Annotated in this window: 32 protein-coding genes; 6 read left to right on the top strand and 26 right to left on the bottom strand. The window is 55.4% G+C overall.

The window, feature by feature from the left end:
• Positions 1–2: 2 nt before the first annotated feature.
• The 11 genes from GYN01_RS12475 to GYN01_RS12425 form a co-directional block, all read right to left on the bottom strand.
• Positions 3–2,729 carry a phage tail tape measure protein gene (locus tag GYN01_RS12475; RefSeq protein WP_203307229.1) on the bottom strand — a complete coding sequence of 909 codons (2,727 nt, stop codon included), beginning with the start codon at positions 2,727–2,729 and terminating at the stop codon, positions 3–5.
• Positions 2,719–2,838 (bottom strand): GpE family phage tail protein, encoded by a 120-nt coding sequence (locus GYN01_RS12470; RefSeq protein ID WP_203307228.1) that lies wholly within the window; start codon positions 2,836–2,838, stop codon positions 2,719–2,721. The genes GYN01_RS12475 and GYN01_RS12470 overlap by 11 nt, the downstream gene beginning before the upstream one ends.
• 8 nt (positions 2,839–2,846) lie before the next feature.
• Positions 2,847–3,176 (bottom strand): phage tail assembly protein, encoded by a 330-nt coding sequence (locus GYN01_RS12465; protein ID WP_203307227.1) that lies wholly within the window; start codon positions 3,174–3,176, stop codon positions 2,847–2,849.
• A gap of 49 nt (positions 3,177–3,225) precedes the next feature.
• Positions 3,226–3,741, bottom strand: coding sequence for a phage major tail tube protein (locus GYN01_RS12460; RefSeq protein ID WP_203307226.1), 516 nt, complete (start codon positions 3,739–3,741; stop codon positions 3,226–3,228).
• Between the two features lie 57 nt (positions 3,742–3,798).
• Positions 3,799–4,968 carry a phage tail sheath protein gene (locus tag GYN01_RS12455; protein WP_203307225.1) on the bottom strand — a complete coding sequence of 390 codons (1,170 nt, stop codon included), beginning with the start codon at positions 4,966–4,968 and terminating at the stop codon, positions 3,799–3,801.
• A gap of 115 nt (positions 4,969–5,083) precedes the next feature.
• Positions 5,084–5,533, bottom strand: a complete 450-nt coding sequence (locus GYN01_RS22280) for a tail fiber assembly protein (protein WP_238936232.1) — start codon at positions 5,531–5,533, stop codon at positions 5,084–5,086.
• A gap of 2 nt (positions 5,534–5,535) precedes the next feature.
• Positions 5,536–7,608: a phage tail protein gene (locus GYN01_RS22575; protein ID WP_338053161.1), complete on the bottom strand. Its 2,073-nt coding sequence runs from the start codon at positions 7,606–7,608 to the stop codon at positions 5,536–5,538.
• Complete coding sequence (locus GYN01_RS12440; protein ID WP_169964815.1) at positions 7,605–8,222, bottom strand: phage tail protein I; 618 nt, start codon at positions 8,220–8,222, stop codon at positions 7,605–7,607. The genes GYN01_RS22575 and GYN01_RS12440 overlap by 4 nt, the downstream gene beginning before the upstream one ends.
• On the bottom strand, positions 8,219–9,133 hold the full coding sequence (locus GYN01_RS12435; protein ID WP_203307224.1) for a baseplate J/gp47 family protein: 915 nt from the start codon (positions 9,131–9,133) through the stop codon (positions 8,219–8,221). The genes GYN01_RS12440 and GYN01_RS12435 overlap by 4 nt, the downstream gene beginning before the upstream one ends.
• Positions 9,130–9,474 (bottom strand): GPW/gp25 family protein, encoded by a 345-nt coding sequence (locus tag GYN01_RS12430; protein WP_203307223.1) that lies wholly within the window; start codon positions 9,472–9,474, stop codon positions 9,130–9,132. Before GYN01_RS12430 ends, GYN01_RS12435 begins: the two co-directional genes overlap by 4 nt.
• Positions 9,471–10,043 (bottom strand): phage baseplate assembly protein V, encoded by a 573-nt coding sequence (locus GYN01_RS12425; protein ID WP_203307222.1) that lies wholly within the window; start codon positions 10,041–10,043, stop codon positions 9,471–9,473. Before GYN01_RS12425 ends, GYN01_RS12430 begins: the two co-directional genes overlap by 4 nt.
• Before the next feature lie 143 nt (positions 10,044–10,186).
• Here GYN01_RS12425 and GYN01_RS12420 point away from each other — a divergent pair, with 143 nt between their 5' ends.
• Complete coding sequence (locus GYN01_RS12420; protein ID WP_203307221.1) at positions 10,187–10,555, top strand: hypothetical protein; 369 nt, start codon at positions 10,187–10,189, stop codon at positions 10,553–10,555.
• Between the two features lie 17 nt (positions 10,556–10,572).
• Here GYN01_RS12420 and GYN01_RS12415 read toward each other — a convergent pair whose 3' ends face one another.
• From GYN01_RS12415 to GYN01_RS12365, 12 genes are all read right to left on the bottom strand, one after another.
• Positions 10,573–11,040, bottom strand: coding sequence for a phage virion morphogenesis protein (locus GYN01_RS12415; protein WP_203307220.1), 468 nt, complete (start codon positions 11,038–11,040; stop codon positions 10,573–10,575).
• The gene (locus GYN01_RS12410) at positions 11,030–11,512 is read right to left on the bottom strand and encodes a phage tail protein (RefSeq protein ID WP_203307219.1); all 483 of its coding nucleotides are present in this window, start codon (positions 11,510–11,512) and stop codon (positions 11,030–11,032) included. The genes GYN01_RS12415 and GYN01_RS12410 overlap by 11 nt, the downstream gene beginning before the upstream one ends.
• Complete coding sequence (gene lysC, locus GYN01_RS22275) at positions 11,509–11,703, bottom strand: Rz1-like lysis system protein LysC (RefSeq protein WP_249275336.1); 195 nt, start codon at positions 11,701–11,703, stop codon at positions 11,509–11,511. The genes GYN01_RS12410 and lysC overlap by 4 nt, the downstream gene beginning before the upstream one ends.
• Entirely contained in the window at positions 11,609–12,052 is a 444-nt protein-coding gene (lysB, locus tag GYN01_RS12405) for an Rz-like lysis system protein LysB (RefSeq protein WP_203307218.1), read from the bottom strand. Before lysB ends, lysC begins: the two co-directional genes overlap by 95 nt.
• Entirely contained in the window at positions 12,049–12,255 is a 207-nt protein-coding gene (locus GYN01_RS12400; protein ID WP_169892405.1) for a hypothetical protein, read from the bottom strand. The genes lysB and GYN01_RS12400 overlap by 4 nt, the downstream gene beginning before the upstream one ends.
• Entirely contained in the window at positions 12,252–13,094 is an 843-nt protein-coding gene (locus tag GYN01_RS12395; protein WP_203307217.1) for an N-acetylmuramidase domain-containing protein, read from the bottom strand. Before GYN01_RS12395 ends, GYN01_RS12400 begins: the two co-directional genes overlap by 4 nt.
• Positions 13,091–13,405 (bottom strand): phage holin, lambda family, encoded by a 315-nt coding sequence (locus GYN01_RS12390; RefSeq protein ID WP_169964835.1) that lies wholly within the window; start codon positions 13,403–13,405, stop codon positions 13,091–13,093. The genes GYN01_RS12395 and GYN01_RS12390 overlap by 4 nt, the downstream gene beginning before the upstream one ends.
• Before the next feature lie 50 nt (positions 13,406–13,455).
• Positions 13,456–13,668: a tail protein X gene (locus GYN01_RS12385; RefSeq protein ID WP_203307216.1), complete on the bottom strand. Its 213-nt coding sequence runs from the start codon at positions 13,666–13,668 to the stop codon at positions 13,456–13,458.
• The gene (locus GYN01_RS12380) at positions 13,668–14,129 is read right to left on the bottom strand and encodes a head completion/stabilization protein (protein WP_203307215.1); all 462 of its coding nucleotides are present in this window, start codon (positions 14,127–14,129) and stop codon (positions 13,668–13,670) included. Before GYN01_RS12380 ends, GYN01_RS12385 begins: the two co-directional genes overlap by 1 nt.
• A gap of 117 nt (positions 14,130–14,246) precedes the next feature.
• Positions 14,247–14,951, bottom strand: a complete 705-nt coding sequence (gene gpM, locus GYN01_RS12375; protein ID WP_203307214.1) for a phage terminase small subunit — start codon at positions 14,949–14,951, stop codon at positions 14,247–14,249.
• A 3-nt stretch (positions 14,952–14,954) separates the two neighbouring features.
• A complete protein-coding gene (locus GYN01_RS12370) occupies positions 14,955–15,989 on the bottom strand; it encodes a phage major capsid protein, P2 family (protein WP_203307213.1) in 1,035 nt (344 codons plus the stop codon).
• A gap of 41 nt (positions 15,990–16,030) precedes the next feature.
• Positions 16,031–16,864, bottom strand: coding sequence for a GPO family capsid scaffolding protein (locus GYN01_RS12365; RefSeq protein WP_203307212.1), 834 nt, complete (start codon positions 16,862–16,864; stop codon positions 16,031–16,033).
• 168 nt (positions 16,865–17,032) lie between these two features.
• On the opposite strand from GYN01_RS12365, the gene GYN01_RS12360 reads away from it, so the two are divergent.
• The 3 genes from GYN01_RS12360 to GYN01_RS12350 all read left to right on the top strand — a co-directional run bounded on the left by GYN01_RS12360 (position 17,033) and on the right by GYN01_RS12350 (position 20,761).
• A complete protein-coding gene (locus GYN01_RS12360; RefSeq protein WP_203307211.1) occupies positions 17,033–18,790 on the top strand; it encodes a terminase ATPase subunit family protein in 1,758 nt (585 codons plus the stop codon).
• On the top strand, positions 18,790–19,809 hold the full coding sequence (locus GYN01_RS12355; RefSeq protein WP_094992990.1) for a phage portal protein: 1,020 nt from the start codon (positions 18,790–18,792) through the stop codon (positions 19,807–19,809). The genes GYN01_RS12360 and GYN01_RS12355 overlap by 1 nt, the downstream gene beginning before the upstream one ends.
• A gap of 157 nt (positions 19,810–19,966) precedes the next feature.
• Entirely contained in the window at positions 19,967–20,761 is a 795-nt protein-coding gene (locus tag GYN01_RS12350; protein WP_203307210.1) for a DNA adenine methylase, read from the top strand.
• Between the two features lie 60 nt (positions 20,762–20,821).
• Here the strand turns inward: GYN01_RS12350 and GYN01_RS12345 are convergent, their stop codons facing one another.
• Positions 20,822–21,862 (bottom strand): AAA family ATPase, encoded by a 1,041-nt coding sequence (locus GYN01_RS12345; RefSeq protein WP_203307209.1) that lies wholly within the window; start codon positions 21,860–21,862, stop codon positions 20,822–20,824.
• Complete coding sequence (locus GYN01_RS12340; RefSeq protein WP_203307208.1) at positions 21,850–23,409, bottom strand: ATP-dependent nuclease; 1,560 nt, start codon at positions 23,407–23,409, stop codon at positions 21,850–21,852. The genes GYN01_RS12345 and GYN01_RS12340 overlap by 13 nt, the downstream gene beginning before the upstream one ends.
• A gap of 292 nt (positions 23,410–23,701) precedes the next feature.
• On the opposite strand from GYN01_RS12340, the gene GYN01_RS12335 reads away from it, so the two are divergent.
• Positions 23,702–23,929: a type II toxin-antitoxin system Phd/YefM family antitoxin gene (locus GYN01_RS12335; protein WP_203307207.1), complete on the top strand. Its 228-nt coding sequence runs from the start codon at positions 23,702–23,704 to the stop codon at positions 23,927–23,929.
• Positions 23,926–24,300 carry a type II toxin-antitoxin system VapC family toxin gene (locus GYN01_RS12330; RefSeq protein WP_203307206.1) on the top strand — a complete coding sequence of 125 codons (375 nt, stop codon included), beginning with the start codon at positions 23,926–23,928 and terminating at the stop codon, positions 24,298–24,300. Before GYN01_RS12335 ends, GYN01_RS12330 begins: the two co-directional genes overlap by 4 nt.
• Before the next feature lie 1,747 nt (positions 24,301–26,047).
• On the opposite strand, the gene GYN01_RS12325 is transcribed toward GYN01_RS12330, so the two are convergent.
• On the bottom strand, positions 26,048–26,314 hold the full coding sequence (locus GYN01_RS12325; RefSeq protein ID WP_203307205.1) for a hypothetical protein: 267 nt from the start codon (positions 26,312–26,314) through the stop codon (positions 26,048–26,050).
• Between the last annotated feature and the right edge of the window lie 76 nt (positions 26,315–26,390).

Raw genomic sequence — 26,390 nt, 5'->3', positions numbered from 1 at the left:
GATTACTCCAGATCACCCAGCTTGCTGCGCATGCGCACAGCTTTTTCGCTCTTGATGCGGCTCAGTTCGGCGCGCACGGCTCGGGCGATGGCTTGGGCATCCATGTTGGGCGTGGGATGGATGTTGATTTCGTAGTGGTCGTTGCTGTCGTAGGTGGTCGGCGCGGGCGGGGTGATCGGTGGACGCATATCAACGGCCAGCGCCGGGGTGCTGAGTGTGCCGAGGGCGAGTACACCGGTTGCCGCTAGTTGTTTGCCGAGCTGGCTGATGGCGTTCAGTGGGCCTTTGCCACCCTCGACCAGACCTTGCGTCAGGCCCGCCATCGTGAAGCTGCCCAACTGCGCGAACACCCGCGAGGGGCTATGGATATCGAGCTTTTCCTTGAACCAGCCAATGGTCGAGTCGCCGATGTTGTTGATGGCGTCTTTGACCTTGCTCAAGCCTGCATAAAGCCCGTTGATCAGACCGTTGACGATCATGCTGCCGAACTCGGTAAAACGGTTGGGTAGATCGATTCCCAAATAGCTCAGTACACCGGCAAAGGCCTGGTAGATCAGCCCGATAGGGCTGAAGTTGGCCAGCACCGTCAGGATGCCGCCAATGCCGCCGTCAAATCCCGCTTTGATTTCTTTCCAGGAACTGTCGAAGTAGCCTTTAACCGCATCCCAATTTTTGTAGATCAGGTAGGCGCCGCCGGCGAGCAGCGCGATGATCACACCAATGGCCAGCACAATCGGGTTGGCAGCCAGTGCCCACAGTGCAATGCCTACCGAGCGCAATGCGGTGATCAAGGCTCCGCCCATTAAGCTGACCAGGATACGTAAACCTTGGGCCAGCATCGGCAAGGCATTTCGGGCTAAACCGGTAATTATTGGGAAAAGATTGCGGAACAATTTAAAGATGCCGCCGCCCTTTATCCCAAACATCGTCATGCCATAGCGCAGTACTACAAATGGGCCGATCAAGCTGGCAAGGGTCAGTGCCAATGCGCCAAATGTAGCGGCCATAACGCCTACGACCATCACCGTTTTCAATACAGCGGCTGCTGCGGCCGGGTTTTCCTTCATCCAGGCCGTGAGTTCTTTGATAACGACGGTGATTTGTTTTAACGCAGCTACATAGGTTGGAAGGATGGCGTCGCTCATCTCGCGATAGGCGTTGGCCTTTTGTGCGAGCAGTTCCAGCTCATTGCCCTGGGTGCTATCGACGGCTTTGACGTACAACTGATCAATGCCATCAGCACCCTCGTTGAGCCTGGCGTTTTTGTGGATCTGATGGCGTTGCAAATACATCTGTGCAAACAGGTTAGAGGCGGTGCGGTTGGAAAAAATACTGCCGATGGTGTCCAGCACCTTGTTCTTATCGGTGATGCCCTTGGCAGCCAGCTGCGGTAACAGGATTTTCTCCATCCATTCGAATTGGTTCTCGCGGAACAGCTCGCTGCCCTTGATCGCGCCCACATCGAGAAAGGCGATCTGCCCCGCCTTATCATGTTTAACCTTCTTAGGGTCGACCAAGCCGAGTTGCTCCATGTTATTGGCCGCGCGCTTGGTGGTTTTGCCCTGATAGATGTTGGAGTAAGCGCTCATCATCGCGGTACCGACGCGATGGCCGCCCATTTCCTGCACCAGAGGCTCCATCTGGTAGTAGAAGGCTTCGTCCTTGATACCTTTGGCCGCAACGCCGCCGGTCTTGATCACGTTGAGCCATTCGTTCGGACCGACCCGGCCACCGGTGGCGGTGAGGATGCGCTGCACAATGTCGGCCTGGCTGATGAATGCCTCTTTGCTGGCCAGCCCGCCACGCATTTCGATGACTTTGAGCATGTCCATGAACTTGCGTTCGTTGTCCGCGCCTTGCTCTTCGCCGAACATCGCGTGGTTGGCGAATTTCATCTTGGCCAGCGTAGGGGAAACCATTTCCGCTTCGTGTTCATCCGCAAATACGGTCATGGCATCGCGAACCAACGTCAGGTTTTCAGTGACACTGGTGCCATAGGTTTTCATTTGTTTGGCGAAGTTGATCGCCTTGCTGGTGTCCTCTTTGCCGAGGCCCAGCGCGGCCACCCGTTGTTCTTCCAGCGCGAAGTGCTTGCCTTCCTTCAAAGGTGCATACAGCCCGCGACCGATGCCATAGGCCACACCCATGCTGGCGGCACCTTGAGCGGCGGAGGTGCCCGCCAGTTGTTGACCCTTTTGATAGGTTTTTCCTGCTCGGGTCATACGCTGCTGCTGTTTGGTCAGGGCTTCTAACCGTTTGCGCTGGGTGTCTATCTGACGGTTCGCATCGGCCATCTGCTGTTTGAGCCGACGTTCATGCTCGCTCAAATTACGTGTATCGACACCGGTGGCTTTGAGGCGTTGGCGTAGTTGATTGAGCTGTTGGTTTTGACTGATTTCTTGCTGCTTTAATTGCTGCAGCGAGCGTCTGGCTTTGTCAAATTCACGCTGCATGGCGCGGGTCGGTGTGGTGGTTGAGGCCATTTGCCGGCCCAACTCGCGGGCTTTGTTGCGGGCAGCCACCAACTCGGCGCTGGTGTTGGCTAACCCCTGTTTGAGCTGGCGGAATTCGCCCACTTGCTTCTGCGCGTCGCCTAAGCCTTTGAGGCTGTCGCGAGCGGCTTTGAGCGCTTGCGCCGCTTTGACAGATTGCCCCTGAATGCTGCGTAGCGGCGCGGTGGCCTTGTCGATGGCGGTAAGCAGTACCCTAAGTCTTAAATCATTCGCCATCAGTGAAACTCCGCACCCTTGCGCGCTCGCGCCAGTCCATCAGTTCTTGCAGGCCCAACTGATCCATATCAGTCGGTGCCCAGTGAAAAACCACAGCCAGATCAGCCATAGCGTCTTCTACGCAACGAGGTACACATCCGCCTTCGCCGACTTCTGCAACAAAAAACTGGCGATCTTGCTGCCGATGGCCAATAGGTCGGCCGGGTCCATGCCTGCGGCTTCAGGGGCGGTGATGCCGGGGTTGCTGATGCGCGGAATCACTTTGATCAGGCTCGACACGTCCATGTTCAGCAGGTCGATCAGCAATACGCCGCGCAGCTCACCTGACGAAGGTTTACGCAGGGTGATGTTGGCAATTTCGGTGTTTCCGCGTTTGATCGGCTGGTCAAGGGTGACGCAGTTGTCGTCGGCAGCGGGCAGGGTTTCAGCGGTGTCAGAGGTGTTCATGTGTGGCTCCAGGTGATGACGTTAACGAGGATGGGTGACGGAACTCGGATCAAATGCCCAAGGCGCTACGTTGTTTTTCCAGCATGTCCACGCCGTTGACCTTTTCGATAAAGTTGAGCAGGTCGATTTCGATGATTTCCTCGTTATCGACGGTCAGCTTGTAGTAAGTGCAGGTGGTTTTGATGCTGTGCTCAGTGTCCTCGCCGGGTTTGGCATCGCCCATTTCGATGGACTCGTGACGACCGCGCACGACGATTTCTACGGTGCTGATTTCGCCTGTGTCGTCTTGCTGGAACGGGCCGGAAAAACGCAGGGCGACGGCGGACGCATTGACGGCGCCGAACTGTTTGAGTGAGATCAGATCAAGGCCACCGGTTTTCCAGTCAAACTGGATGCCGTCGTCGGACATGCCCAGGTCGGCCTTGACCGCGCCGTTCATGCCGCCGCCGCGATAGCCTTCCATCTTGCGGGCCAGGGGCGGCAAGGTGACGGACTTGGTCACACCGAGGTAACTGTTGCCGTCGTTGAACAGGTTTATGTTTTTGAGCTTGCGAGGTAAGGCCATGACGCGGTTCTCCGGTGAGCAGGCGCGGGGTTGGCTCCCCTTGCGGGGAGGCCCGGTTTAACGGTTGATCTTGCTGGCGAAGTCGATCAGGTAACGGTCGGTGATGCGTTGGCGCAGGGTCAGGTCTTCCAGAGGCGGCACCGGGGTGTAGTCGTAGTCGAGGTAGAGCTTGCCGGCCTTAAGCGTGTCTTTTTCGTTGATGTCGTCCGGGAACCAGCAACTGCCGCCGATCAAATACCCTTGCGAGATCAGTTCGCGGAACTTGGCGTTGATCCCTTCAACAATGTCGCGCACCAGTGAAGCGTGCATCGGCTTGTCTACCGCCCACATGACGCCTTCGGCGATGGTGTCGGCGAGGATTTGCGCGGTGCGGGTGTAGTTTTCAAAGGCGAACAACGGGTCATCGGAACTGGTGCGACTCCCCCAGAAGCGATAGCCGCCTTCGTTGATCAGCGTGGTGACATCGTTGCTGTTGAGGTAGTTGGCATCGGTGGCCGGGTTTTGTAGATCCCAGAATACGTCAGCACTGATGCCGGTCACGCCGTTGACGGGAACGTTGGAGAGGGTTTTGTGCCAGCCAATTTCCTGATCGATCTTGGCGCGTAAACCCAGGGCGCGGGCGACGGCTGACGCGACGGCGGTTTTGCTGGTGCTGATATCGAAGTTCAGGAAGTCCGGCCAGATCACCATCACTTCGCGGGCGCCGAAGTTCTCGCGGTAGGCAACCACTTCCTCTTTGGTTTTGCAGTCCCAAGCGCTGACGTAGGCGAAAGCACGTAGCTGCTGGGCAATGCTCGCCAGTGCGGTGGCCACCGGTAGGCTGTCCAGCCCCGGCACGCCGAGAATGCGTGGCACCATGCCCAAGCGTGCCTTGGCTGCGAGCAGGGCTTTCATGCCGGTGTATTTGCCGTCGGCTGTGGTGGTGCCGATCAGCGCGCTTGTGGTTTCGGCTTCGTCGGCGCCTTCCTTGACCCGCACAACGATGGTGTAGGGCTTGGTCTGGTCAGCGATGGCCTGCAAGCTGGCGGCGAGGGTGCCTTTGACCCCGGCTTTGACGATAGCGGTTTGCACGTTGGTGATGAGTACCGGCGTGTCCAAAGGAAAGAACGCCGCGTCCGCGTCTTCGGCTGTGCAAACCATGCCGATGACAGCGGTGGGGATAGTGCGAATGGGGCGGGTGCCGTCGTTGAGTTCGATGACCCGCACGCCGTGGAGATAATCGGACATGGGTGGTGCCTGCGCAGTGGATTGACACTGCACAGGCTGCCGCGCGCGTGGCGGTTGGGCGAGGAGCTGGGCTTGTAGGGTGAAGGGCTACAGGGTTTCGACGCTCAGGTTCTGGTTATTGGGTTTGGGCGGTGATCCAGTCCGGGGCAGCAGGTCGCTGTTCGGGGGCTGGAAAACCGGGTGATTGCGGCCAATCACGCAAGGCTTGCAGGTAGGTCAACACGCTTTTGAACTGATCAGCGTTCAGCGTGGGATCAAGTGCCAGATCCATTTCATCGCGATGCCGCTCACGCAGCCACTTGATCGATTCGACTTCTGAATCACGCCACATACGCTCATTGAGGGCAGCCCGCTCTTCAGTGCTGAGAACGTCGATGGAGCGAAATTCGACCTTACCCGTGGGGGGCAAATAGGCCGTCCCAGGTTGCCTGGCCAGTGTTTGCTCAAAGACTTTACGCGTGACCAGCTTTGCGTGCGCCGGGATGTCCTTGCTATTGATCACCGCATCGAAGCGGCCCACGATCCGGCCGTCTTCGGCCACGTCCAGGTAATAACGATTCACCATGTTCAGCTCCCCCATGCCAAGTAAAACCCATAACCGCCGCCCGACAGGCTGCCGCCCACCGACCAGATGAACTTCGTGCGGTCGATGATCTGCGTAACGAAGCCGTAACCACTGCCGTGCCCGCCTTGCGTAGCGGCCTCTATGCTCATGACCATGCCAAAGCAGGCGCTGGGAAACGGCACGTTAAACCCCCGGTAATCGGTAGCTCCTTGGGACTCATAGACATAACCCCATTGCAGCAAAAAACCGCCCAGCCAACTGGGAAAACAAAAGTAGCCGTTTTGGGTCGGGCTGAATGAAAACCCCCATTTGAGTTTTTTCGGGGTGACGATGGTTTCATCATCTGTCCCCGCATTGACTTGGTTGATCGACGCAATCCCGGCAATGCCGGCGACGTACTCAGTGGCTTGCACCACTTTTTTAGCCACATAGCGCGCCACGGCAAACGGGTTCATCCAGCGCGCGATATTGCTCCCTGACTCGGCTTCGGCGACAGACGCTGACATGGATGTGTCGAGCAGCTCCGGTGCTGATCCCCACACGATGGGGTTCGCTCCCGCAGCAGCTTTACGGATAATCACGCGTCCAGCGGCGACCGAGATACACGCCGCTGCGGCCGAGGTGTCATGGCGGAGCCAACTGGTGCCATCCCAGTAGCAGTTTTGCCCGACCGAAGATTCTGAAAACGCCGTGACAAACGCAAATTGCCCGCCGTGCAGATCTAGGCTGCCGCCTCCCAATGGGTTGCGAATAGGGACGCCGTCAGTGATGTTGTAGCCCGCCAGCGTCGTGGCTTTAGGTGCCTTACCGGCCAGTGCGTTGATGATGGTGTTGGCAAAGTTGGGATCACCGCCCAAGGCGTCCGCCAACTCTTTGAGCGTGTCCAGCGCACCTGGGGCACCACTGACAACGCCGGCAATGGCGGTTTGTATCGCGGTCGCTGTTTCCAGTTTGGTAAAAACGTCCGTGATGTTGTAGCCGGCGACGGTATTCGGCTTGTTGAGCAACGCGGCGAAGGTCAGGTTGCTGGTATCAATCACCTGACTGGTTTTCCAGGCAATAGGATTTGCGCCCTCAGGGGCCTTGCGCACCACGACCGCCCCACGCTCAAGCGCCATGCACACCGCAGGCCGTGAGGTGTCGTGGCGTAACCAGCGGGTGCCATCCCACCAACAGTTTTGGCAGACCGAGGACTCTTGGTTGGCGGACAGAAACGCGAACGAGCCGCCGTGGATATCCAGGCTGTCGCCCCCTAAAGGGTTACGGATGGGCACGCCGTCAGTGATGTTGTAACCGGCCAGTGTTGTGGCTTTTGGCGCTTTGTCGGCCAGTGCGTTGATGATGGTGTTGGCAAAGTTCGGGTCGCCGCCCAGGGCATCAGCCAGTTCCTTGAGCGTGTCCAGTGCGCCCGGTGCGCCGCTGATGACCCCCGCAATCGCTGCCTGCACCGCCGCGTCCACTTCGACCTTGGTGTACGCATCTTTGATGCCGTTACCGGCCAGTGTGCTCGGGTTAAACCCTTCGACCACTACGCCGCGCTCGTTGATCCGCACCTGCTGATAAATACCCGCAGGGCGCGTTGCCGGCAGCACTTCAATGATACGGTCGTCCACGTACTGCCGGGTCGCAAGCACCACGCTTGGATCGATTTTCAGCGTGACGTTGGCCGCACTGGTGACGATGAAGTTCATCCGCACCACTTGGGTCTTGCCGCTGCCTTGAGCCAGCAACGGCTTGAAGCTCGGTGCGCAGTTGGCCACGGCCACCAGATCACCGTCAGCGTCGTACAGACCGATTTCCCGTATCCACCAACCGCCGACGTTTTCCGGGATTACCTGTTCGGCGATCACCACGTTGGTGTTTTTCGGATCGACCTTGACCTGATTCAACGGGGCACGGTTTCGCTCGTTGATGAGCCGGGTCTGCAAACGGTTAGGGATCGGGTCGGTGCCATTGGCATCGCCCACGCCCATTTTTGAGAACGTCCAGGGGATGCCGAGGGCATCGGCGTTGGCTTGCTTGGCTTCCCCGATGGCCGTGAGGATCGCCATGAACTGGCTGTTTTGATCAATCATAAGTAAACGTCCAGGGTTTCGATGTGGTGTTCGCGGCCAGCGGGGCCAAAGTGCCCCATGACCTCGATGTCACGCGGTGCCGGGGGGTAAACGTCGATTTCATCGCCCTCGTAGAGCGCGGCAAATACGTTGATGAGTCCGGTGCTTTCAAGGCTGATGGCCAGACCGGTCAAGTGACGGCTGACGGGTTTGGCGTCGTCGATCAGGAAGGTGAGTTCCTGATACATCTCCTCGGTGATGCCGGTGTCGAGCACACCGACCTTGAGCGCGAAAGTGCCGGGTACGCCCTCGGGCACGGTTTGCCACCACTCGACAATTTCGATCAAGTAGCCCAGTGGCTCCACCACGCGCCGCAGCGCGCCAATGGTGCCCTTGCGCGAGTGGATGACGTACGACGCGCGTATTGCCGCGCGCTTGGTGCTTTCCAGCCATTTGCTGTCCCAGCGGTCGACCGACAACGACCACGCCAGATACGGCAGCAACTCGGCGGGGCAGGTGTCGGGGTTCCACAGCTGACGCAATGGCACCGGCACCCGCTGGATCTGTGTTAACGCCTGCGCTGCCTGACGCTCCAGGTCGCTGGCATTACGTGGCAGCAACGACGGGCTGGTCACGGCTCAACGCCCAGCGTGAGCGCAACCGAGGTGCAAAAAGGCGCTTGATACGGCGTGGCGCGAATGTCATGCCAGTTATCCAGCGCGACCCTGCGCACGCCTTCCACATGCAGCGCGGCGTGGACGGCTGACTCGGACACTTCCATGCCCAAACGACGGCGCTGATGCACGTACGCCATCAGGCGTTTTTCTGCGACGACAAGGATCGGTTCAGACTCGGGGCCGCTGGTGGTTAGGTACAGCGTGGCATTGACTTGGTAGCGGATGACCTGTGCGGTTTGCACTGTCAGGCGATCCGCCACTGGGCGTCGGTCATCATCACTGAGATATGCCAGCACAGTTGCCAGCAACGCGGCGCTCGCCGTGCCGTCCCCGAGCAACGCTTGCACCGTCACCACCACGGCGGCGGGCGTGGGGCTTTCAGCGGTGGCGTCGCCCACCTGACCATCGGCGGCACGGGCGTGAATGATGTAGCTATTACGCGGGCCTGCGGTGCTCAAACCTTCCCACGCCATCTGCGCTCGCTCGCGCAGGCTGTCGTCGCTCTCCATTACACGGGCGGCAGGCGGGTTCGCGTTGGGCTTGCCTTCCTGAATCACCAGCCGCTTGACGTTGAAATTGGCCGCTAGGTTGTCCAGGTCATTGTTGGTGGCCAGCGACAGCATGTTCGCCACCGCCGCTTCATTCACCCGTTGCCGCCAGAGGGTTTCGCGGTAGGCATTCTCTTCCAGCAGCTTGGTCAGCGGTTCGGACTCCAGATTCAATCGGGCGGCGATTTCCGCCTGCTGCTCCACCGGCCACAGACTGATGGCATACGCTTTACGCTCGGCGAGGATGTGCTCGTAGTCGATCTGCTGCACGATCTGCGGCGTGGGCAACAGGCTGAGGTCGATGGCAGCGAAGGTGTTCATGCAGCACCCCCCAGCTGTAAAGGCAGGCTCATACTCAGAGCCTGATTACGGTCGAGGATGCGGCCTTCAATATCAATCACCACCTGGCCTTGCAGCGTTGCACCATGCAGTTGCACGCGTGTGACGCTGACCCGTGGCTCCCAACGCATGATCGCCATCACACTGGCGGCATACACACGCAAGCGCGTGGCGTCGTTGAACGGTTGGTCCACCAGCTCGGGCAGCAAACTGCCGTATTCGCGGCGCATCACTCGGGTGCCGAGGCGGGTGGTCAAGATGTCGCTGATGGATTGGCCGATATGCTCGACTGTGCTGATCGGGGCGCCGGTATCGCGGTTCATTGCGGCACTCCCGTTTGCGAACCGCCCGGCAACACGCCGCCGTGGGTGTGTTTGACCAAGCTGATGCCTGCGGCCAGCACATCGACGGATACGGTGACTGTGCCGGTTATGGTTTGATTGCCGGTTTGGGTGTAATCGCCCTGGTGCGTGATCGGTCCGACAATGGTGATGCCGCCCGAACTGACCAGATTGGTCGTACCGCCGTCGGCCAACACCGCATTTAAATGGTGGGCGACGCTGTCGTACTCGATCACCGTGCCGTCGCGGTAGGTGCGGCGGTGCAAGCCCTCACAGTCGCCGTTGGCCGGGTGCGCGGTGCTGTAGATGCCGGTCAGGGCCATGCCGTTGGCGAGCTGCCCGGATGGGCTGAAAATGATGACCTGCTCATCGACAGTGGGCGGGTCCCAGTCCACATCGGCCCCAGCCCGTATCGTGATCCACGGCAGCCAGCCAGTAAGAAGGTCACCGGTTATCACGCGCACACGGGGTGGTTTCATTTGGACTTCGGCGATGGTGCCGAAGCGGATGAGGTTTTCGAGCATACGGGCGAGGGCGGGGAGATCGTTCATGGCGCCGATGGTGGCGCTATGAGGGTTTGGACGCAGCTTCAGCGGGTTGTATAAGTGTGCTTTACATTAAAGTTTTTTCAGATTTTAATACTGGTGGGAGGCTAAGCTGACCATAAAGCTCAACTAATCTAAGGAATTTAGCAGTGACAGGGAATTTAGAAGTTTATGATTTTGGTCAGGTATGGCGAGGTACTGAAAATTTTAAAATTATTGCGGGTGGTAATTTTTTATTCTGTGCTCGGGTTACCTATACGTCTAAAAAGCGTGGGGTTGAAGTTGAAAATTGCACAGTAATGATGGTTAGGAATGGTATGCAAGATGGAGAAATTAATATTTATGAGAAGGGAGTGCTTAAAGCAGAAACGCATCATCTTGGATTGAAAGAGGAATATCAGGATTATAAGTTTGATGAGGGAACTGGATCTTTTGTTATTTTAGGTAAGTCCCCAAAAATGGATGGTGACTATTCCATACGTATTTTTCCAAATGGAATGCCTCCCAGCTTTTCCTAATGAATGAGTTCTAAATCTTACTTGTGAAGTATTGACAGATAGTTTGAAAGTTCGTCTTTGATCAGCTCATGATCAATGTCTGTTAGTCCCAGTAACTCTCGCTGCTCATACCTGACCTTCGGGGCACTAGCCTCGGCACGGTCTTTCAACCCGTACTGATGCACCCGCGCAATTCGCGCCACTCGTCCGGTGAATCCCACAGTGATCGACTGCCCATCGCCTTTGGCCTTTAGATAACTGGCCTTTGGTAGTTTTTGGAACATTATCGCCTGACGCTTGATCCGTCCTTTCTTACCTTTCAGATCACGTGGCTTTCGCGCCGCGTAGGCACTGCCATCAGGGTTACGCTGCTGTTTAACCCGCTGTTGTTGGCTACGGCGTAGTTTCTGCGCCAATGACCGCGCTAGTTTGCTGCGGGCAGCGGGTTCCAGTTTGTTGAGTAACACACCGGCCCAGTCTTCCAGCGCTTCCAGGTCATTGGCCACTTTGAATCATCCATTCGCCGTCGAGGCCCAGGCTGCCAGGGCGCCATGCGGGGTCGAGATAGTTGGCGACTCGCTGCGGTTCGCCGGGGTGTTTGACGGTGGTGTTACCGTCCGCATCCTGGCCAACGACCACGCGCTCAGTCAGCGGCAGTCGAATGCTCAGATCGACCTTGCTGTTATCCAGCACGTCCGCCTCAAACTTGATGCCTTCGGCCGACCTGTCGAGGTTTTCCAGCAGTTCGGACTGGTTGACGCTGAGCCAGCCCAGCAGCGGCAGCATGACGCTGTCGGGATGCCCAGCGTAGTCAGTGAGGATGATTTGCAGGTCGAAGCTGTATTCAAAGGACAGGCTCGCGGCAGCGGTGCAGCGTACTTTGCCATTGTCGATAAAGATCAGCATCCGGTCGGGGTTGTGCTTGAGTTCGGCAATGGTGGCGAGCAGGTGAGCGCGCAGGCTGTCGGGTTTGTTCATGGCGTGACCTGCTGCTGTTGAAAAATCATATCGACCTGCGCAGCGCACTCGGCCCACGCGGCTTCGGTGCGCTCCTGATCGGTGAGCAAGTCTCCGTTATGGTTTGGGCCGGTCGCTGGCAGTTGGCATGGCACTACGGCCGGACAGCCACTGACGATAAGCGTCGGCGCCGGTGAGGGCGGGGCGCTCACGCAACCGGCGAGCAACGTCAGGCAAAGGCTGGGCAGCCCAATCGCGCAATGCAGTGTTTTCACGTTTCAGTCCCTCTATCTGAAGCTCGCGCTGGGCCACGCCTTGGCGCAGTTGGTCGTGCAGGCCACGCAGTTGGCTTTGTGCCTGACGCTCCAGGTTCAGCGTGCGGTTCAGGGTGGTGGCGGTGGTCAAATTGCGGGCGGCGTCTTCGCGTGCTGCTTTCGCATCGTGTTGCGCCAGTTCCGTCGCTTGCCGTGCAACGCTGATGCGTTGCTGCTGACCCCAGATAAACAGCGCCAAGGCGCCAAGCAGGGCAAGCCCATACAGTGCTTGGCGCAGGGCGCTCATGCGCGGTACCAGCCCAGTTGGTTCATAGCGTCGATGTCAAGGTGTTCGACTGGACCCCGTATGACGATGACTTTGGCGTCGGGCTGAATATGGCGCAGCGCCGTGACCAACTGCTGCATGCCTTCGATTTCGGTGTTGTGTGGCACCACAAGCAGGTCGCCGTCCTGTACGCGCAGGGCGCGGACTTCGTCGAGATCGATCATGCCGCCACCTCCTGACCACAACCGCAGTCCGCATGCCGCTCAAAGGCCCGTTGCAGTTTGATGTCGTACAAATTGCGCTGGTAATCCGGGCCGTTGTAGAGCTTGGCGAACTCGGCCCATTTACGCGCTTTGAGGGCTTTGTGCAGCGCTGGGTCGGTCTCGATAAAACGCACGAATGCGTCGAACTGCTGCGACTCGCTGGCACTCATGGCCGCAACAAACGCTTGAACGCTGGCATAGCCCAAGCGCTGCCAGTGAAAGCCCATGATCTGGAACGTACCCCAGGAGGCGGACTCAAGGGCCGCGTTGTCGTCGATCAGGCGCGCATGAGTCAAGCGTTGGTGTTCGGCGCTGCCCCCGGCATAACCACCGGGCTTGGGGTTGACGATGGCCGGGTTTAGGGCTGCCAGTTCGTCGGCGTGCTGTTTGAGTTGGGCCGGGTTATCCCCCTCGTGACGAGGGGTGGCTAACTGGCGATACATGATATGCCGCTCAAACAGAATCACTGGCTTGCCGTTGTCGAGAAAACCTTTGCCGTTGGATTCCACTTCATTGACCGCGTAAACACTGGCCAGTGGCACGTCGAGGCGTTGGGCTGCGTTGACCAGGTCATGGTTTTTCAGCAACTGCTGACAATCGCCCCCAGACAGGCTCGCGAGGGTTTTAGTGCCAGCAATACCATCGGCCACCAGTCCGGCTTTCAACTGATAAGCACGCACGGCGGCTTCGGTCAGGTCGCCGTAATGGCCGTCGGCGTTGAGATTGGCCCCGTTACTGTTGAGGTTGGTTTGCAGGATGCGCACCGCTTGCGAGCGGTCGCCGTGGCGCAGGGTGGTCATGACTGTTCTGCCTTACGGATGAAAAACTTTTTGGCCGCCGCGCGGGTGCCCTCTACGCCCAGCAAACCGATCACGCCCCCAAAGAACGGGGCGGTGGTGATGGGCACACCGATCAGGGCCAGCCCGTGGCTGGCAGTGAGGGCCAAGGCGCCGCACAACGGTGCCTCGATCAATACGCGGCGCAGCGTGCCGCCGCCGTACATCACCCGCAGGCCGGCAATGACCAGGGCTAAAACCCCGGCATACAGGGTTGGCCAGTTCTGTTCGAGCCAAGTGGCCAGCCAGGCCCAAGTGTCGGGACGTTCAGGCATGTGATGTTTTCCAGTGTCCAGGGGTCGTGGGTTCAAGGTTTTTCTGCGGTTCAGTCCCATAGGTTCACCACTTGCCGCTGAGGCGCGGCGGGTTGGGCATCGGGCATGCTCACGGGGGTGCCATGTGGCAGAAACGGGCCGTGTTCGGCCAGACCGGGGTTGGCTTCTAATACGGCCTCGGTCACGCTCGCCGTACGGCCGTAATGGCGCCAACACAAGGCGTCAACCGTGTCGTTTTGTTGGGCGCGCACCGAGGTCGTCATCAGATCAACTCCACAGTGCTGCGATTGATGCCAAGAAAATCACGCACTGCCCAGCGCAGATCGCGACGGTAGTCGTCGATATTCGGGGTGAGTTCTTCGGCGTTTTTATTGCCGCTGTTGGTGCTGTCGTAGGAGCGATAGCGTTCACAGACTTCGGCGCCTGTCCCGGCCTCAATAGCGCGACGATAGAGGTGGACCAGTGCAGAAACGTCCTGCACCTGCTCGGCAGGGACTTGGGCCAGTTCGTTGTAGCCCGCTGCTTGCTGGATGGCGCGCCATGCCTTCAGCTCGCGGTTGAGGTTGATGGCAGCCGAGATGCACGCAGTTTCCAGGCGAGCCGGGGTGACACTGGCATCGACGCGCAAGGTGCCGCGCAGCACATCCAGATCGATGGACGGCCAGAAAGGGTCGGTGTTGATATGGCCGCTGGGCGTGCTGCCGCTGGCTACGAATCCGCTCATGCGTAAGCTCTAAATAGGTCGCCGGTGGTCGGGGTGTTACAGGGCAGCGCTAAAGACACTGCCTGTTCAACCCCGAGCCGGCGGGGTGCGTGGGGACGCTCGGTTAACCGTGGAAGCTTATTCAGCTGAAACAGTGTGTTTTTTCAGAAGGCGTTCGGCGCCATCCAGGTCTTTTTTGCCGCCGCATCCGTCGTGCAGCTCAATCGCTCGTTTGAGCAGGTCAATGCCTGCTTCCATCTGACCCGCTTGCCCGCGTGTCTCAGCATTAAGGCCGACCAGCGTGGCGCGTCCGGCAGCCAGATAGAGCTTGGCGCGAGCCTGATCGGGCATGTCCTGGTCTTCGGTCATTTCGAGGGTGCGATACAGCACGCCAATGTCGAAGCTGTCGTCGCCGGCCTTTTGCGCTTTGAGCGCGGCTGAGGCGATTTCCTCGGCCACTAAACAGCCGGTTGTGCGCTCGAAACGGTCCGGCATCACCAGTTTGTGTTTGAGCACATAGGCCGCCACATCCAGTGCGCCTTTGTAATCGCCGGCATCGATCCGCCAGACCATGACGGTGGTCATGACTTCGTCTTGCGCGCCGTTGCCGGCTTCAAACACGCCTTCGACGTAAGGGATGTATTCGGGCAGCAGTTGGAGCTTCAGCGCGGCCTTGCCTTCGTTGGACTGGATTGACTTCAGGCGCAGCCGATCCTGAAGCAGTTGGTTGAGCTGATGCTCGTACGCCGTCGCGCCCGCCATTGACTGCATGGGCGCGGTTTTAGCGGACTCCATCGCCGCGCGGGCGCGGCGTTGGTGGGCTTGAGCAAGGCTGAGCGCCATGAGTTAACCCTCGCTGACCGGATCAGGTTCAACCGCATCGACCGGGGTGATGTTCTCCAGCAGGCACCCAAGGCCGTAGTCCTCGACCACGTAAGCGTCGTTCGACGACTCGTAGTTGCTGATGCGGTTCCACTCAGGTTCTTCTTTCAGGTAGCGACGGCGGGCCATGAGCTGCCAGTAAACCGACAGGTTGGCGAAGGTGGTGATCAGCACGGCGCCTTCGGGCATGTAAGGCACCTCGTACAGTGGCAGTCCGCCGACGCGACGTTGCGAGATGATCAGGTCGCTGGCCAGGGTGTTGGTGGCGTCCTGATCTTTGTTGACCAGGGCCAGGAATTTGTCGTGTACCAGTTCGCGGCCGGTCAGCACCACAAGGCCCGGATTGCGGCGATACCACGGGTCGAGCAACTGGATGGCGTCATACACCAGGGCGTCGATGTTTTTGAAATCACCGTTTTTACCGATGCGAATTTTGCCTTTCTCGGCACCTTCTTTGAGTACGCGGTCTGGGGCGTGCAGGCGGTACTGCTCAAGCCAGCCGATGTTGACGTCTTCCAGCAGCGGGTTTTCGACGCGGTCAGTTTGCTCGGCAGCCTTGATGCCGTAGAAACCGATTTGAATCCGGTCCAGGGCTTGGCGTTGGGCAATGGCGCTCGACAGACGTGTCTGGAAGTCCGGGAACTTGGCCCAGGCATCGAGCTGGCGATAAGTGACAAAGGTGTCGAAGTCGGTTTTTTCGGCTTTGTACTTGTCGCTCGACAAGGCGCCGATGCTGCGTGGCTCGCGGGCTTTGACGTTGGTGTTAGTGCGGCCGGCAATGGTGCTGCCAACGCCCAGACCGACCTTTTCGCCTTCCTGCTCATCGACCCCGATGATGTTGATCTTGCCGAGAAATTCGCTGGATTCCTGAATCTTGGTTTCCAGTTTTTGCTGGATACTCGGGTCTACATTGAACGTGGCGTTGGCAGACTCGACGCCGTTGAGTTTGGCCACTTGGCTGAGGTAGCCAGTAAAGAGTTTTCGTGTGTCGTTACGCATGGGTGTCTCCGGTCGTGGGCGTGCAGGTGTGGGCCGTCAGGTCAGAATTCAGCCAGTGCCTGGCTGCCTCCACCGGTCACCGGGGGGCGAGAGAGTTGGGAGTGATCCTGAGTGTTGCCAAGAGCGGTTTTCAACGTGTTCAAGTCCGCGCTGAGTTGCTGCACTTGGGTGCGCAGTTCGCTGTTACTGGTCTGGGCGGCTGAGAACTGTTCTTCCAGGCTTTTGCCGTGCTCAGCAATGGCCTCGACGGCTTGGCCAATCGCACCGAACTCACTGTCGTCCCTGGCTTCTTTGCGTTTGAGCAGGTCTTGAACCTTGCTGAACAGTTGGGCGCCGATGCCGGGTTTCTCTTCGTATTCCTCAAACACCAACTCGGTTTCTTCGGCCACGGTGAACAGGTTGTCTGGCGATTGTTTACGCGATTTGAGCGGGCTGGCATCTGGATGCTGTGCCGAGAAGGCCAGCATTTCCGTGCCAAGGCTGGCCGGGGTGTCAGTGACGCCGAGGCCCATCAGATAAGCCTTGCCGGTGTCGGCAAATTTCTCGCGCACTTCGATGCTGGTGAAAATCTTCTGCTTCAGTTTGTTGACCATGCTGACCAAATCGTCGGTCGGCTCGATCTGGGCAAACAGTGCCCGCACTTTCTTACCGTTGATTTCGACGTCGTCAGCCTTGACCGCGAGGATGTCGCCGTACGCGCGGAAAGGGGAGTCCGGCAGCGTGCCGCGAATATGTTCCATCCACACGCGGGCACCGTATTTGCTGCGGTCGTAACTGTTGGCCATCTGGTCGATCCAGTCGCCTTCGATGCGGCGCCCGTCGGTGGTCGCGCCTTCAACGGCGACCCGGAACCATTTGCTGCGAAATTTTTTCATGCCGTAGATCCTCGATGCGTGGGGCGCGTTCCTCTCGGAAAAGACGCGTTGCAATGAGGGGCATGGTCGGGACGCGCGCGTGTTGCGGCAACGAGGCGCCCTTGTAGGGCTGGAGGTTACAAGGGGGGCAGCTATTGAGTAACGGGCGCGGACGGCAGCATCGCGGCCATGACTACGACCGCTTTGTTACCGATGGATGCGCGCCGCCAATCCAAATTTCTGTATTGGATGGGTTGGCGCATCTGTGAGATCGCCGAGGCTACGGGCGAAAAAGAGAAAACGCTACACAGCTGGAAGACCCGCGACGAGTGGGATCGGGCGGACAACGTCGAGCGCATCGGCGGCGCACTGGAAGCGCGCCTGGTGCAGTTGATCCTCAAAGAGGGCAAGACCAGCGGCGACTTCAAGGAAATTGATCTGCTGCACCGCCAACTGGAGCGGCAGGCGCGGATTGTGCGCTATCAGGACGGCGGCACTGAGACTGACCTCAACCCGAACCTGGCCAAGCGCAACAGCGAGCCGAAGAAAAAAGCGGTCAAAAACGAGATCAACGAAGACCAGATCGAGTTGCTGCGCGAGGCGTTTATCGATGGCTGTTTTGACTACCAGAAAGACTGGTACCGGGCAGGTAATCAACGCACACGTGTGATCCTCAAAAGCCGCCAGATCGGCGCCACGTACTACTTTGCCCGTGAGGCGTTTATCGATGCCCTGGACACTGGGCGTAATCAGATTTTCCTTTCGGCCTCGAAAAACCAGGCTTACCTGTTCCGGGGCTACATTTTGGCGTTCGTACGCGAGGTGTGCGGGGTCGAGCTGACGGGTGATCCGATTGTGTTGCCCAATGGTGCCGAGTTGCATTTTCTAGGCACCAACGCGCGAACGGCTCAGGGCTACCACGGCAATTTCTACTTCGATGAATTCTTCTGGACGTTCAAATTCGAAGAGCTAAACAAAGTCGCGTCGGGCATGGCGTTGCACAAAAAGTGGCGCAAAACTTACTTTTCCACGCCATCGAGCATGGCCCACGAGGCGTACACCTTCTGGACGGGCGAGCGCTTCAATAAGGGTTTACCCGCCGCGCAACATATCAAAATCGATACCTCCCACGGCAGCCTGCAACACGGGCGCCGGTGTGAGGATCGACTGTGGCGGCAGATCGTCACTATCCTCGACGCGGAGCGCGGAGGTTGCGATCTGTTCGATATTGAGGAGATACGCCACGAATACAGCCCCGAGGCTTACACCAACCTGCTGATGTGCGAGTTCATCGACGACGGGGCCAGCATTTTCCCGCTCGCGCTATTGCAGACGTGCATGGTTGATAGCTGGGTCGAGTGGGCTGAAGACTACAAGCCGTTTGCTTCACGCCCGTTCGGCGACCGACAGGTGTGGATCGGTTACGACCCGGCCGAAACCGGCGACTGTTCAGGTCTGGTGGTGTGTGCACCGCCGCTGGTACCGGGTGGCAAATTCCGTGTACTGGAACGGCACCAGTTCCGGGGCATGGACTTCGCAGCACAGGCGGCGTTTATCAAAAGTGTTTGCGACCGCTACTGGGTGACCTACATCGGCATCGATGTCACCGGCTTGGGCAGCGGCGTGGCGCAACTGGTGCGCCAGTTCTTCCCCAATGTCACCACCTTCAGCTACTCGCCCGAAGTCAAAACCCGCTTGGTGCTCAAAGCCTATGACGTGATCCACAACGGCCGGCTGGAGTTCGACGCCGGCTGGACGGACATGGCTCAGTCGCTGATGGCCATCCGCAAAACCGTCACCGCAGGCGGTCGCCAATACACCTACACCGCAGGGCGCAACGATACCACCGGCCACGCCGATCTGGCCTGGGCGCTCTTTCACGCATTGCACAACGAACCGCTGGAGGGGCAAACCGCCTCGAATACCGGGCGGATGGAGATTTTTTAATGAACGATCAATCGGTCGCCGCACCTCACGTGGCAGACGGCAAAGTGAATCAGTCGATTCAGGCCTTCAGTTTTGGCGATCCGACCCCGGTGCTAGGCGGTCGTGCGGTGTTTGATTATCTGGAATGCTGGTTTAACGGGCGCTGGTACGAACCGCCGTTGTCGCTCGACGGGCTGTCGCGCTCGGTGGGTTCCAGCGTACATCTGCATTCGGGCCTGACCTTCAAGCGCAACCTGCTGAGCAAAACCTTTATCCCGCACCGACTGCTGTCGCGGGCCGCGTTTGAACAGTTCGCGTTGGATTTTCTCAGTCTCGGCAACGGCTACATCGAAGCGCGCCGCTCGATGCTGGGTTCGACTTTTCAACTTAAACCGGCGTTGGCCAAGTACATGCGGGCAGGGCAGGACGGGCGTTATTTTCTGGTGCAGGGCTGGAAAGAAGAACACGAATTCGACGCGGGCAGCATCTTCCACCTGCGCGAAGCCGATCTGCACCAGGAGGTGTACGGACTGCCGGAATGGATCAGCGCTTTACAGTCCGCGTTGCTCAACGAATCCGCGACGTTGTTTCGCCGCAAGTACTACGAAAACGGCAGCCATGCCGGTTTCATCCTCTACATGACCGACCCGGCGCAGAACGAATCAGACGTCGATGCTCTGCGCAAAGCGCTGAAGGATTCAAAAGGACCGGGTAACTTTCGCAACCTTTTCGTGTACTCGCCAAACGGTAAAAAAGACGGCATTCAACTGATCCCAGTCAGTGAAGTCGCGGCCAAAGACGAATTCAGCTCAATCAAAAACCAGACCCGTGATGACGTGCTCGCCAGCCTGCGCATACCGCCGCAGTTGATGGGCATCGTGCCGCAGAACGCTGGTGGGTTTGGTTCGATTCGGGAGGCGGCGCAGATCTACGTGGCGAACGAGCTGGAGCCGATTCAATCGCGCATGACGCAGTTGAATGACTGGCTGGGGGAAGAGGTCGTGAGGTTTAAACCGTATGAAATCGCCGGGGGCGAATAAAGCCCCCGCGCAGTAAACGAGGCGACGATCCGGTGCGCTAACACCGGGCTCGACGCTGAAACACTCGATCTAGCCGAGTGCTCCAACCAAGGCCTCGCCCCACTGCGCAGGGGGTGCGAAGCCTAAGCGAATCCACTTATTGAAACAAGGATCACTTATGAGCACCCCAATAATCCCGTGGATGGGCGGTAAGCGCCGCTTGGCAGACCGCCTGATTCCACTGTTCCCACCGCACGAATGTTATGTCGAAGTCTTTGCCGGGGGAGCCGCGCTGTACTTCATGCGGCCTCAGGCTGCGCCTGTTGAAGTCCTCAATGATATCAACGGCGATCTGGTGACGCTTTACCGCGTGGTGCAGAACCACCTGGAAGAGTTTGTGCGCCAATTCAAATGGGCGCTCAGCTCACGGCAGATATTCGAATGGCAGAAAATGACCCGGCCTGAAACCCTGACGGATATTCAGCGGGCAGCCCGGTTTTTCTATCTGCAGCACCATGCCTTTGCCGGCAAGGTCAGTGGACAGTCGTTTGGTACAGCCACGACTGGGCCAGCGATCAACCTGCTGCGGATTGAAGAAAACCTGTCAGCAGCGTGGCAGCGGATGTCCGGCACTTACGTGGAAAACCTGCCCTGGCTTGAATGCGCTGAGCGCTACGACCGGCCACATACTTTCCACTACATGGACCCGCCGTATTGGCAGACGGCTGGCTATGGAGTGGACTTTCCATTTGAAAACTATGAACGTATGGCCGATTTCATGCGCCGCTGCAAAGGGAAGGTCATGGTCAGTATCAACGACCACCCGGATATCAGACGGGTGTTTGAGGGGTTTCACTTTGAGACGGTGGATATTCGCTACAGCACTGCGAATCAGCGGCAGGGGATGGCAGATGTCAGTGGGGAGTTGGTGATTATGAATTGGGCACCGGAGGCGTTGGGGATGTTGTTTTGATTTGAGTAAGTATGACTGTTTGCCCGTTACTATCAGAACTAGTAACGGGCATTTTTGTATTCAATTCTTTTTCATGTGTGACAGCTTTGCGTGTGACTCAGGAACGAAATACAAATTCCCTTTGGCTCGTGAGCAAGCTACATACAGTTTGTTTTTTGTTTTTGACGGTAGATCACTAAGTTTTCCTTGCTCGAATAGCTTTAAAGTTGTTGGGTTTAGGACCACGCATACATCTAAATAATGGTCTTCGCCTTTTGTAGCTCCCCAGTTATTTGAGTTGCAGTCGTACTTTTGATGTGATTGGTAGAATAATTTTACTGTGTCGGGATTGTTGAGTATTTCTCTGACGGCTTCTTTGTCTGAAATGAACTCAACTTTTGTTGTGTCGCTTCTATGGGAGCTTATGTGTATTCCCAAATGATTAGTTATAAAATCACAAACGGACGGGCTGCAGCGATGGCTCTTTTCAAGAGAATTTGTGTCGATTGTTGCGCCATTATTTTCAAATGTTTTTTTGTATTTTTTGAAGTCGTCATGTAGTGAGCTATTAGTTTTCCCATCTCTACTGGTATCAAAAGTATATTGATAAAAATCCCCAACTAAAAGTATTTTTAAGTCTGCTTTTAATATGTTGGTTAGTAGTGTGAAGTCATGGCCGCCAAAGTCTTGTATTTCATCGATGTAAAGGCGAGTGAAATATTTGGAAAGTCTGTTGTTTACATCGCCTAAAACGTTTGCTGCTTCTAATAGTTTTGCGATTCTGTTGTGGTAAAGGTATTGCTGCTTATCTACGTAGAATGCGCGGTCTGTCCGTTTGAAACGTAATGTCATGCTTGGAGGAGGATTAAAGTTTATCCCCTTTGTTTTCATTAGGTCAGACAGGAATGGTTTGTAACAAAAAGAATGTAGAAAAGTAAAGTACGTAAGTATGGTGATGTTTTCTGGTATATGACCAAATTTAAAGCGTATTCTGTTCTTTAAGTTGGTGGTATTATTCTCGGTGTATGTAAGTATTAAAGACTTCTCCGTCACGTCAAGATCGTTGATTATTTTAGAGGTTTTTCCTGAGCCGGCAACGGCGAATAATACTACTTTATCCATAGCACTGCATCCTTGATGTATTGAGGTGACTCTAGTTTTCCTGCGCAATTATCAAGTAAAGAGAAGGCTGCATCGGCCTTGTTCTTTAACATATATTCTTGCACTGTTAGAGTCTTTCTTCCCCCAAATATCTCATCGCAAATGGCTTTGTTGTCTTGATAGAAGCATATTTCAAATGTGCTTCTATTTTTGTCGGTATCGCTAAATATTTTAATGTGTTTGTCCGTGTAATCTGTATAAGAGTTCACGCAGTTGGCTATGTAGTCCTTGTCGTTGTCCCGGATGACTGCTGTTTGTATTTTTAATATTTTTGCTAGGTCTAAGTATCTTTTGAAACTGGTGCCACCTACAGAAATAATATGTACGTTTGCTTCTTCTGGTGTAAGTCCGGCTATCGTTTTAAAAAGGTCCTCTATTAGTATGTATTCTGCGTCACCCTCGACTAATATTACTTTTTTTGAAAGTATGAACTCAAGAATGTTGTTATCCGGTGCTTTCATAAAGAAACTGGCTGTATCTTTTGGGATGTCTTTTAACGTCAGGGGGGCCGTAAAGCCACTGTTGAGCAGTATTGCTTTTCTAAGATCTAGCCTGGTTGCTACTAAGCTAGAGTGAGTTGCAATGAAAAGCTGTTTTTGGTCAGAATCTTTTATTTTTGTAATGAGTCTTCTCATATTCAAATGGCTTAGATGATTTTCAGGCTCTTCTAAGAAAAGGGCGTCGAGTTCTTTTGTTCTATTGTTTTTTTTAAGCGCAAACTCAGTTTTTATAAAGCACTGCCTGCCTTTCCCTTTTTGCTCAATGGCGATATTGTCTTCTGTTATTGTTAAATCAGTTTCCAGATTGGATTTTGAGTTGGTCTTGATGGCGAACTCATAGTCAGTGAGCCCTTTGTTTACGTCTGAAAGTATCCCGTCTTTGAATGCGGATTTATGACGTCTGTATTCATTTTGATATTTGTTGCGCTCTACAGATTCTGTAGACGTGTTATAGATTGTTCGGATGTATTCTCGAGTCGCATATTCATTATTTATAAGTGAGCTGTCTATTAGCAGGTGTTTTACGTAGCGACGGAAGCCGGTGTATGGGGAGTCAGCAAATGTAGAAAATCTAATCGAATAATATTCGAATGGAAAGTTGGCGTCAGCTTGGTCAAGTATTTCTTGTATTTCTTTGTTTAATTCTTCTATGGGCTCAATTATAAGCCGTATGCCGTCGCAAACTATCTTGTCTGAGTTGTTTTTGCCGTTCAGGTCTGGTGTAAGTTGATCTGCTAGATAAACTTCAATTTGAAGCTTTGGCAAGTTGATGTATTTTTTGTCTCCTTCAAGGAAAATATGTATTGCTTCTGTGTTAAACAGAGCCTCCAGTCCGAAGGTTTCAACTTTGCTTTTGCTTGCAGAAATTGCGAGATCTAATCCTAAAAGTATTGAGCTTTTACCTGCTTCGTTATCCCCAATTAATAAATTTAATTTATCGTCAAAAAGGATTTCGAAATTTTTGAATTTTTTAAAGTTTACTAATTTTAGTTTTATTATTGTGCTCATTAGGTCTTCTTAATAATTTGGTTAGCTAGATAGGTGAGAAATATTAATTATTTCTCTTGTCTTGCATTTTTGTATGCCTACATGGATATATTTTATACACGATGGCAAAAGGCTATGTCACGTTATTGTTCGCTACTCCGTTTGCGTCCGCCATTGATCACACCTTGCCCGTGGACTAAACAGTCGTTTCGTGCGCAGGGCTGCATTTAGGTGGTGCCACAAAAGCATCCTTTATTTAGTCTATCATGTGGGCTAAGCTAGCCATGTTAACCAACCATTGGGGGATATCAGCATGCAGACCCACAACATTCATGCAGCGAAAACGCACTTCTCGCAGCTTGTTGATGCGGCAGCGGGTGGGGAGACCATCATCATCGCCAAGGCAGGCGTGCCAGTGGCCAAGCTGGTTCCGATTACCGCCCCCAAGCGTCGCGGGATGCTCGCTGGTGTGACATTCAACTCCGAGGCATCGGACGCTCTGGATGCTGAAATAGCGAATCTGTTTGAGGGCAAGGCATGAGGTTATTGCTCGACACGCATATCCTGATTTGGGCAGCTATCGGCGACGACAAACTGTCCAAGGCAGCGGCTCAGCTTATCGACGATGAGGCCAACACCCTTTATTTCAGCGCAGCCAGTATCTGGGAGCTGACCGTCAAAGGCGCCGAGCGCACTGGCGTTATTCCTGCTGTGCTACGCAAAGTGCTGTTAGATGCGGGCTACCTTGAATTGCCGATCACTTCTGATCACGGGCTAACTGTAGGTAATCTGCCGAACCATCACCGAGATCCATTTGACCGCATCATGGTGGCCCAAGCGCTTGCAGAAGGTATCAGCCTGGTAACACACGACAGCGCCATGCACGCATACCCTCACACGATTATCGTTTGACCTGTGCGTTTCAGTATTACCAAGCCGCCTATCGAGGCGGTTTTTTTCGGTCTGTCATAAATAGACCTCTAAACGCACCTTGTGAGGTTGCCAGTACGAGCGCACAGCATTTCTCGTTAAAGTGCTGAAGGAAGTCGGTTGCACTTTGGCGCCACCCATACAGGCTATAGGGCTCTCAGGTGAAGGCTATTGGATTGTTATGTTGAAGGGATTTGGGTAGTGACGTGCTTCAACCCCGGCGCGCGCCGTCGTCCCCCCACCTCGCCTGCGGGCTAAATAGGTCTTTTTTTCCGCACTTCTGCACCAGGCTGACAGCGGGCTGGGCTGTGGTCTGGCTTGAGGTTGCTGTGGTGTGAAAAGCCTGCGAATCCCTGCACGGAGAGTGCTTTTATGGCAAAGGTCTTTTGGAGCGGCTGTGAGGGAGTATTCAAGACTTTTTGGCACGAACTCTCAGGGACGTCGACGGAAACAGGTAATTCGTTAAGCCATTGCCTCTATACGGTATTGGAGGCCCCGTGTTTGTTGGCTTTGGCGTATTACACAGAGAAGTTATTTTGAGTGATATGTAAGGTAATTTAATCGTAAGTAGTTGATTTATAAGGCCTTGATCTAATAGAAAATCACTTAATGAAAGAGTAATTAGATTACTTATAGGTTACTCAGATATTACCTGCATCGTATCGGCTGTAGCCCTTTAAATCCGGGCGTTCCAGACGTTTTACCCAGGCACTTACCATTCTTACCTTTTTCCGATGGCGCTCCCCAAAAAACACACATGGCTTATCAGGCGGCAGATTCACAGGTTGGCGCACAAACTCATGGGAACGTCATGGGAACGCTTTTGCGCACACCGCTCCTTTACAGTCCCTATAAACCGGTGGCCTTGTTGAAAAAGTTGAGGCTGCTGGTTTCGAATCTCTCGTTCAACGTCCCGATAGCTTGAGGGTGCATAGGATGGGATAGATGTATTGGATCGATATTGTTTGCTGCACTGGATGTGCCGTGAGCGACGAGAAGGCTCAAGACTGGGGATTAAAGGGGAGGGCAGTGAAAGTTGGCTGGTACGAAAATGGTACAGAGATAAATTAAGTAGGTCGTAAACCCTTATTTTAAAGGGGCTAGCGGCTCAGTCCGTATCATCCATCATAGGTGCCACGCTAAAGCGTCTGGACACCGCAGAGCCTGTGTTTACGTGGGGTGTAGCTGAATTCTGTACCATTTTGCTCTACGTGTTTTAGGGGGGGTTAGGGCGTTTTTCAGGACTCGCGGGTACGAGGTACCACTTTTCCAAGGCAACTATTGATGGCAAGAAAACGGGCGAGTGGGGTTGTTACCACGACCGCGCAGATCCGCATTTGACGCAACGCAATGCAAGTCTACCAAGGCAGGCAGCTCATGCGAGGGTTAGCAAGTGTGAAGATGAGCCGGCAACGTCCATCAGATCAGTATCCAGCGGGTTTGAGCTTACTCAGTGGTATCAAACGCATCATGGTATTTGACTGTTCCTACAGAGAGTTCACCTTCAAAGGTGATCGCTGTGTTGCTCTGTATGGCTGGAGTGTTCTTCGTTTAAAAAAGCGGCCTCAGTCAACTCGGTTGATGGTGTCGATGTCGTCGCCTTGTTCACTGCGGATTGCAATACTCATTTTGATCCCTTTGCGCCTTTTAGAGCCGGTACATCACGTTTGTAAGCATGTTGGCAGAACAGGCTTATTGCGCTTGGGCACGGTTGCGGCCGACCCGCAGATTATGTCTGGTATTTGGCCTTTAGCCTGGGATGAACTTTTAAGGGGTCGTCTGTGGGCCATTCCCACTGGCTGTCCAATTCTTCTGCGACAGCTTCGTAAGGCAAGCCGCGGTGCAGGGCGCAATAAGTTTGCTTGGGTTCGAAAAACAATGTGGGCTGTTCCAGTGCTGTATCAGCCTGGGTAATCAGTGAAAGAGCTTCTTCAATTCCTGCAACGTTGATGGCGTTGTCTTTACCTGCCTGGAGGAACTTCAACAGAAATGTCACTTCAGCGTTCCTTGTCTATTGGAACTTCACTAAGAGGTGCCATGTTAATGACAGCTCTTAGCGTAGTCTCTTAGCG

This window comes from Pseudomonas weihenstephanensis, assembly GCF_016812185.1.
Lineage (GTDB): Bacteria > Pseudomonadota > Gammaproteobacteria > Pseudomonadales > Pseudomonadaceae > Aquipseudomonas > Aquipseudomonas weihenstephanensis.
The sequence above is the reverse complement of the archived record's forward strand: the minus strand, read 5'-3'. Positions and strand labels throughout refer to the sequence as shown.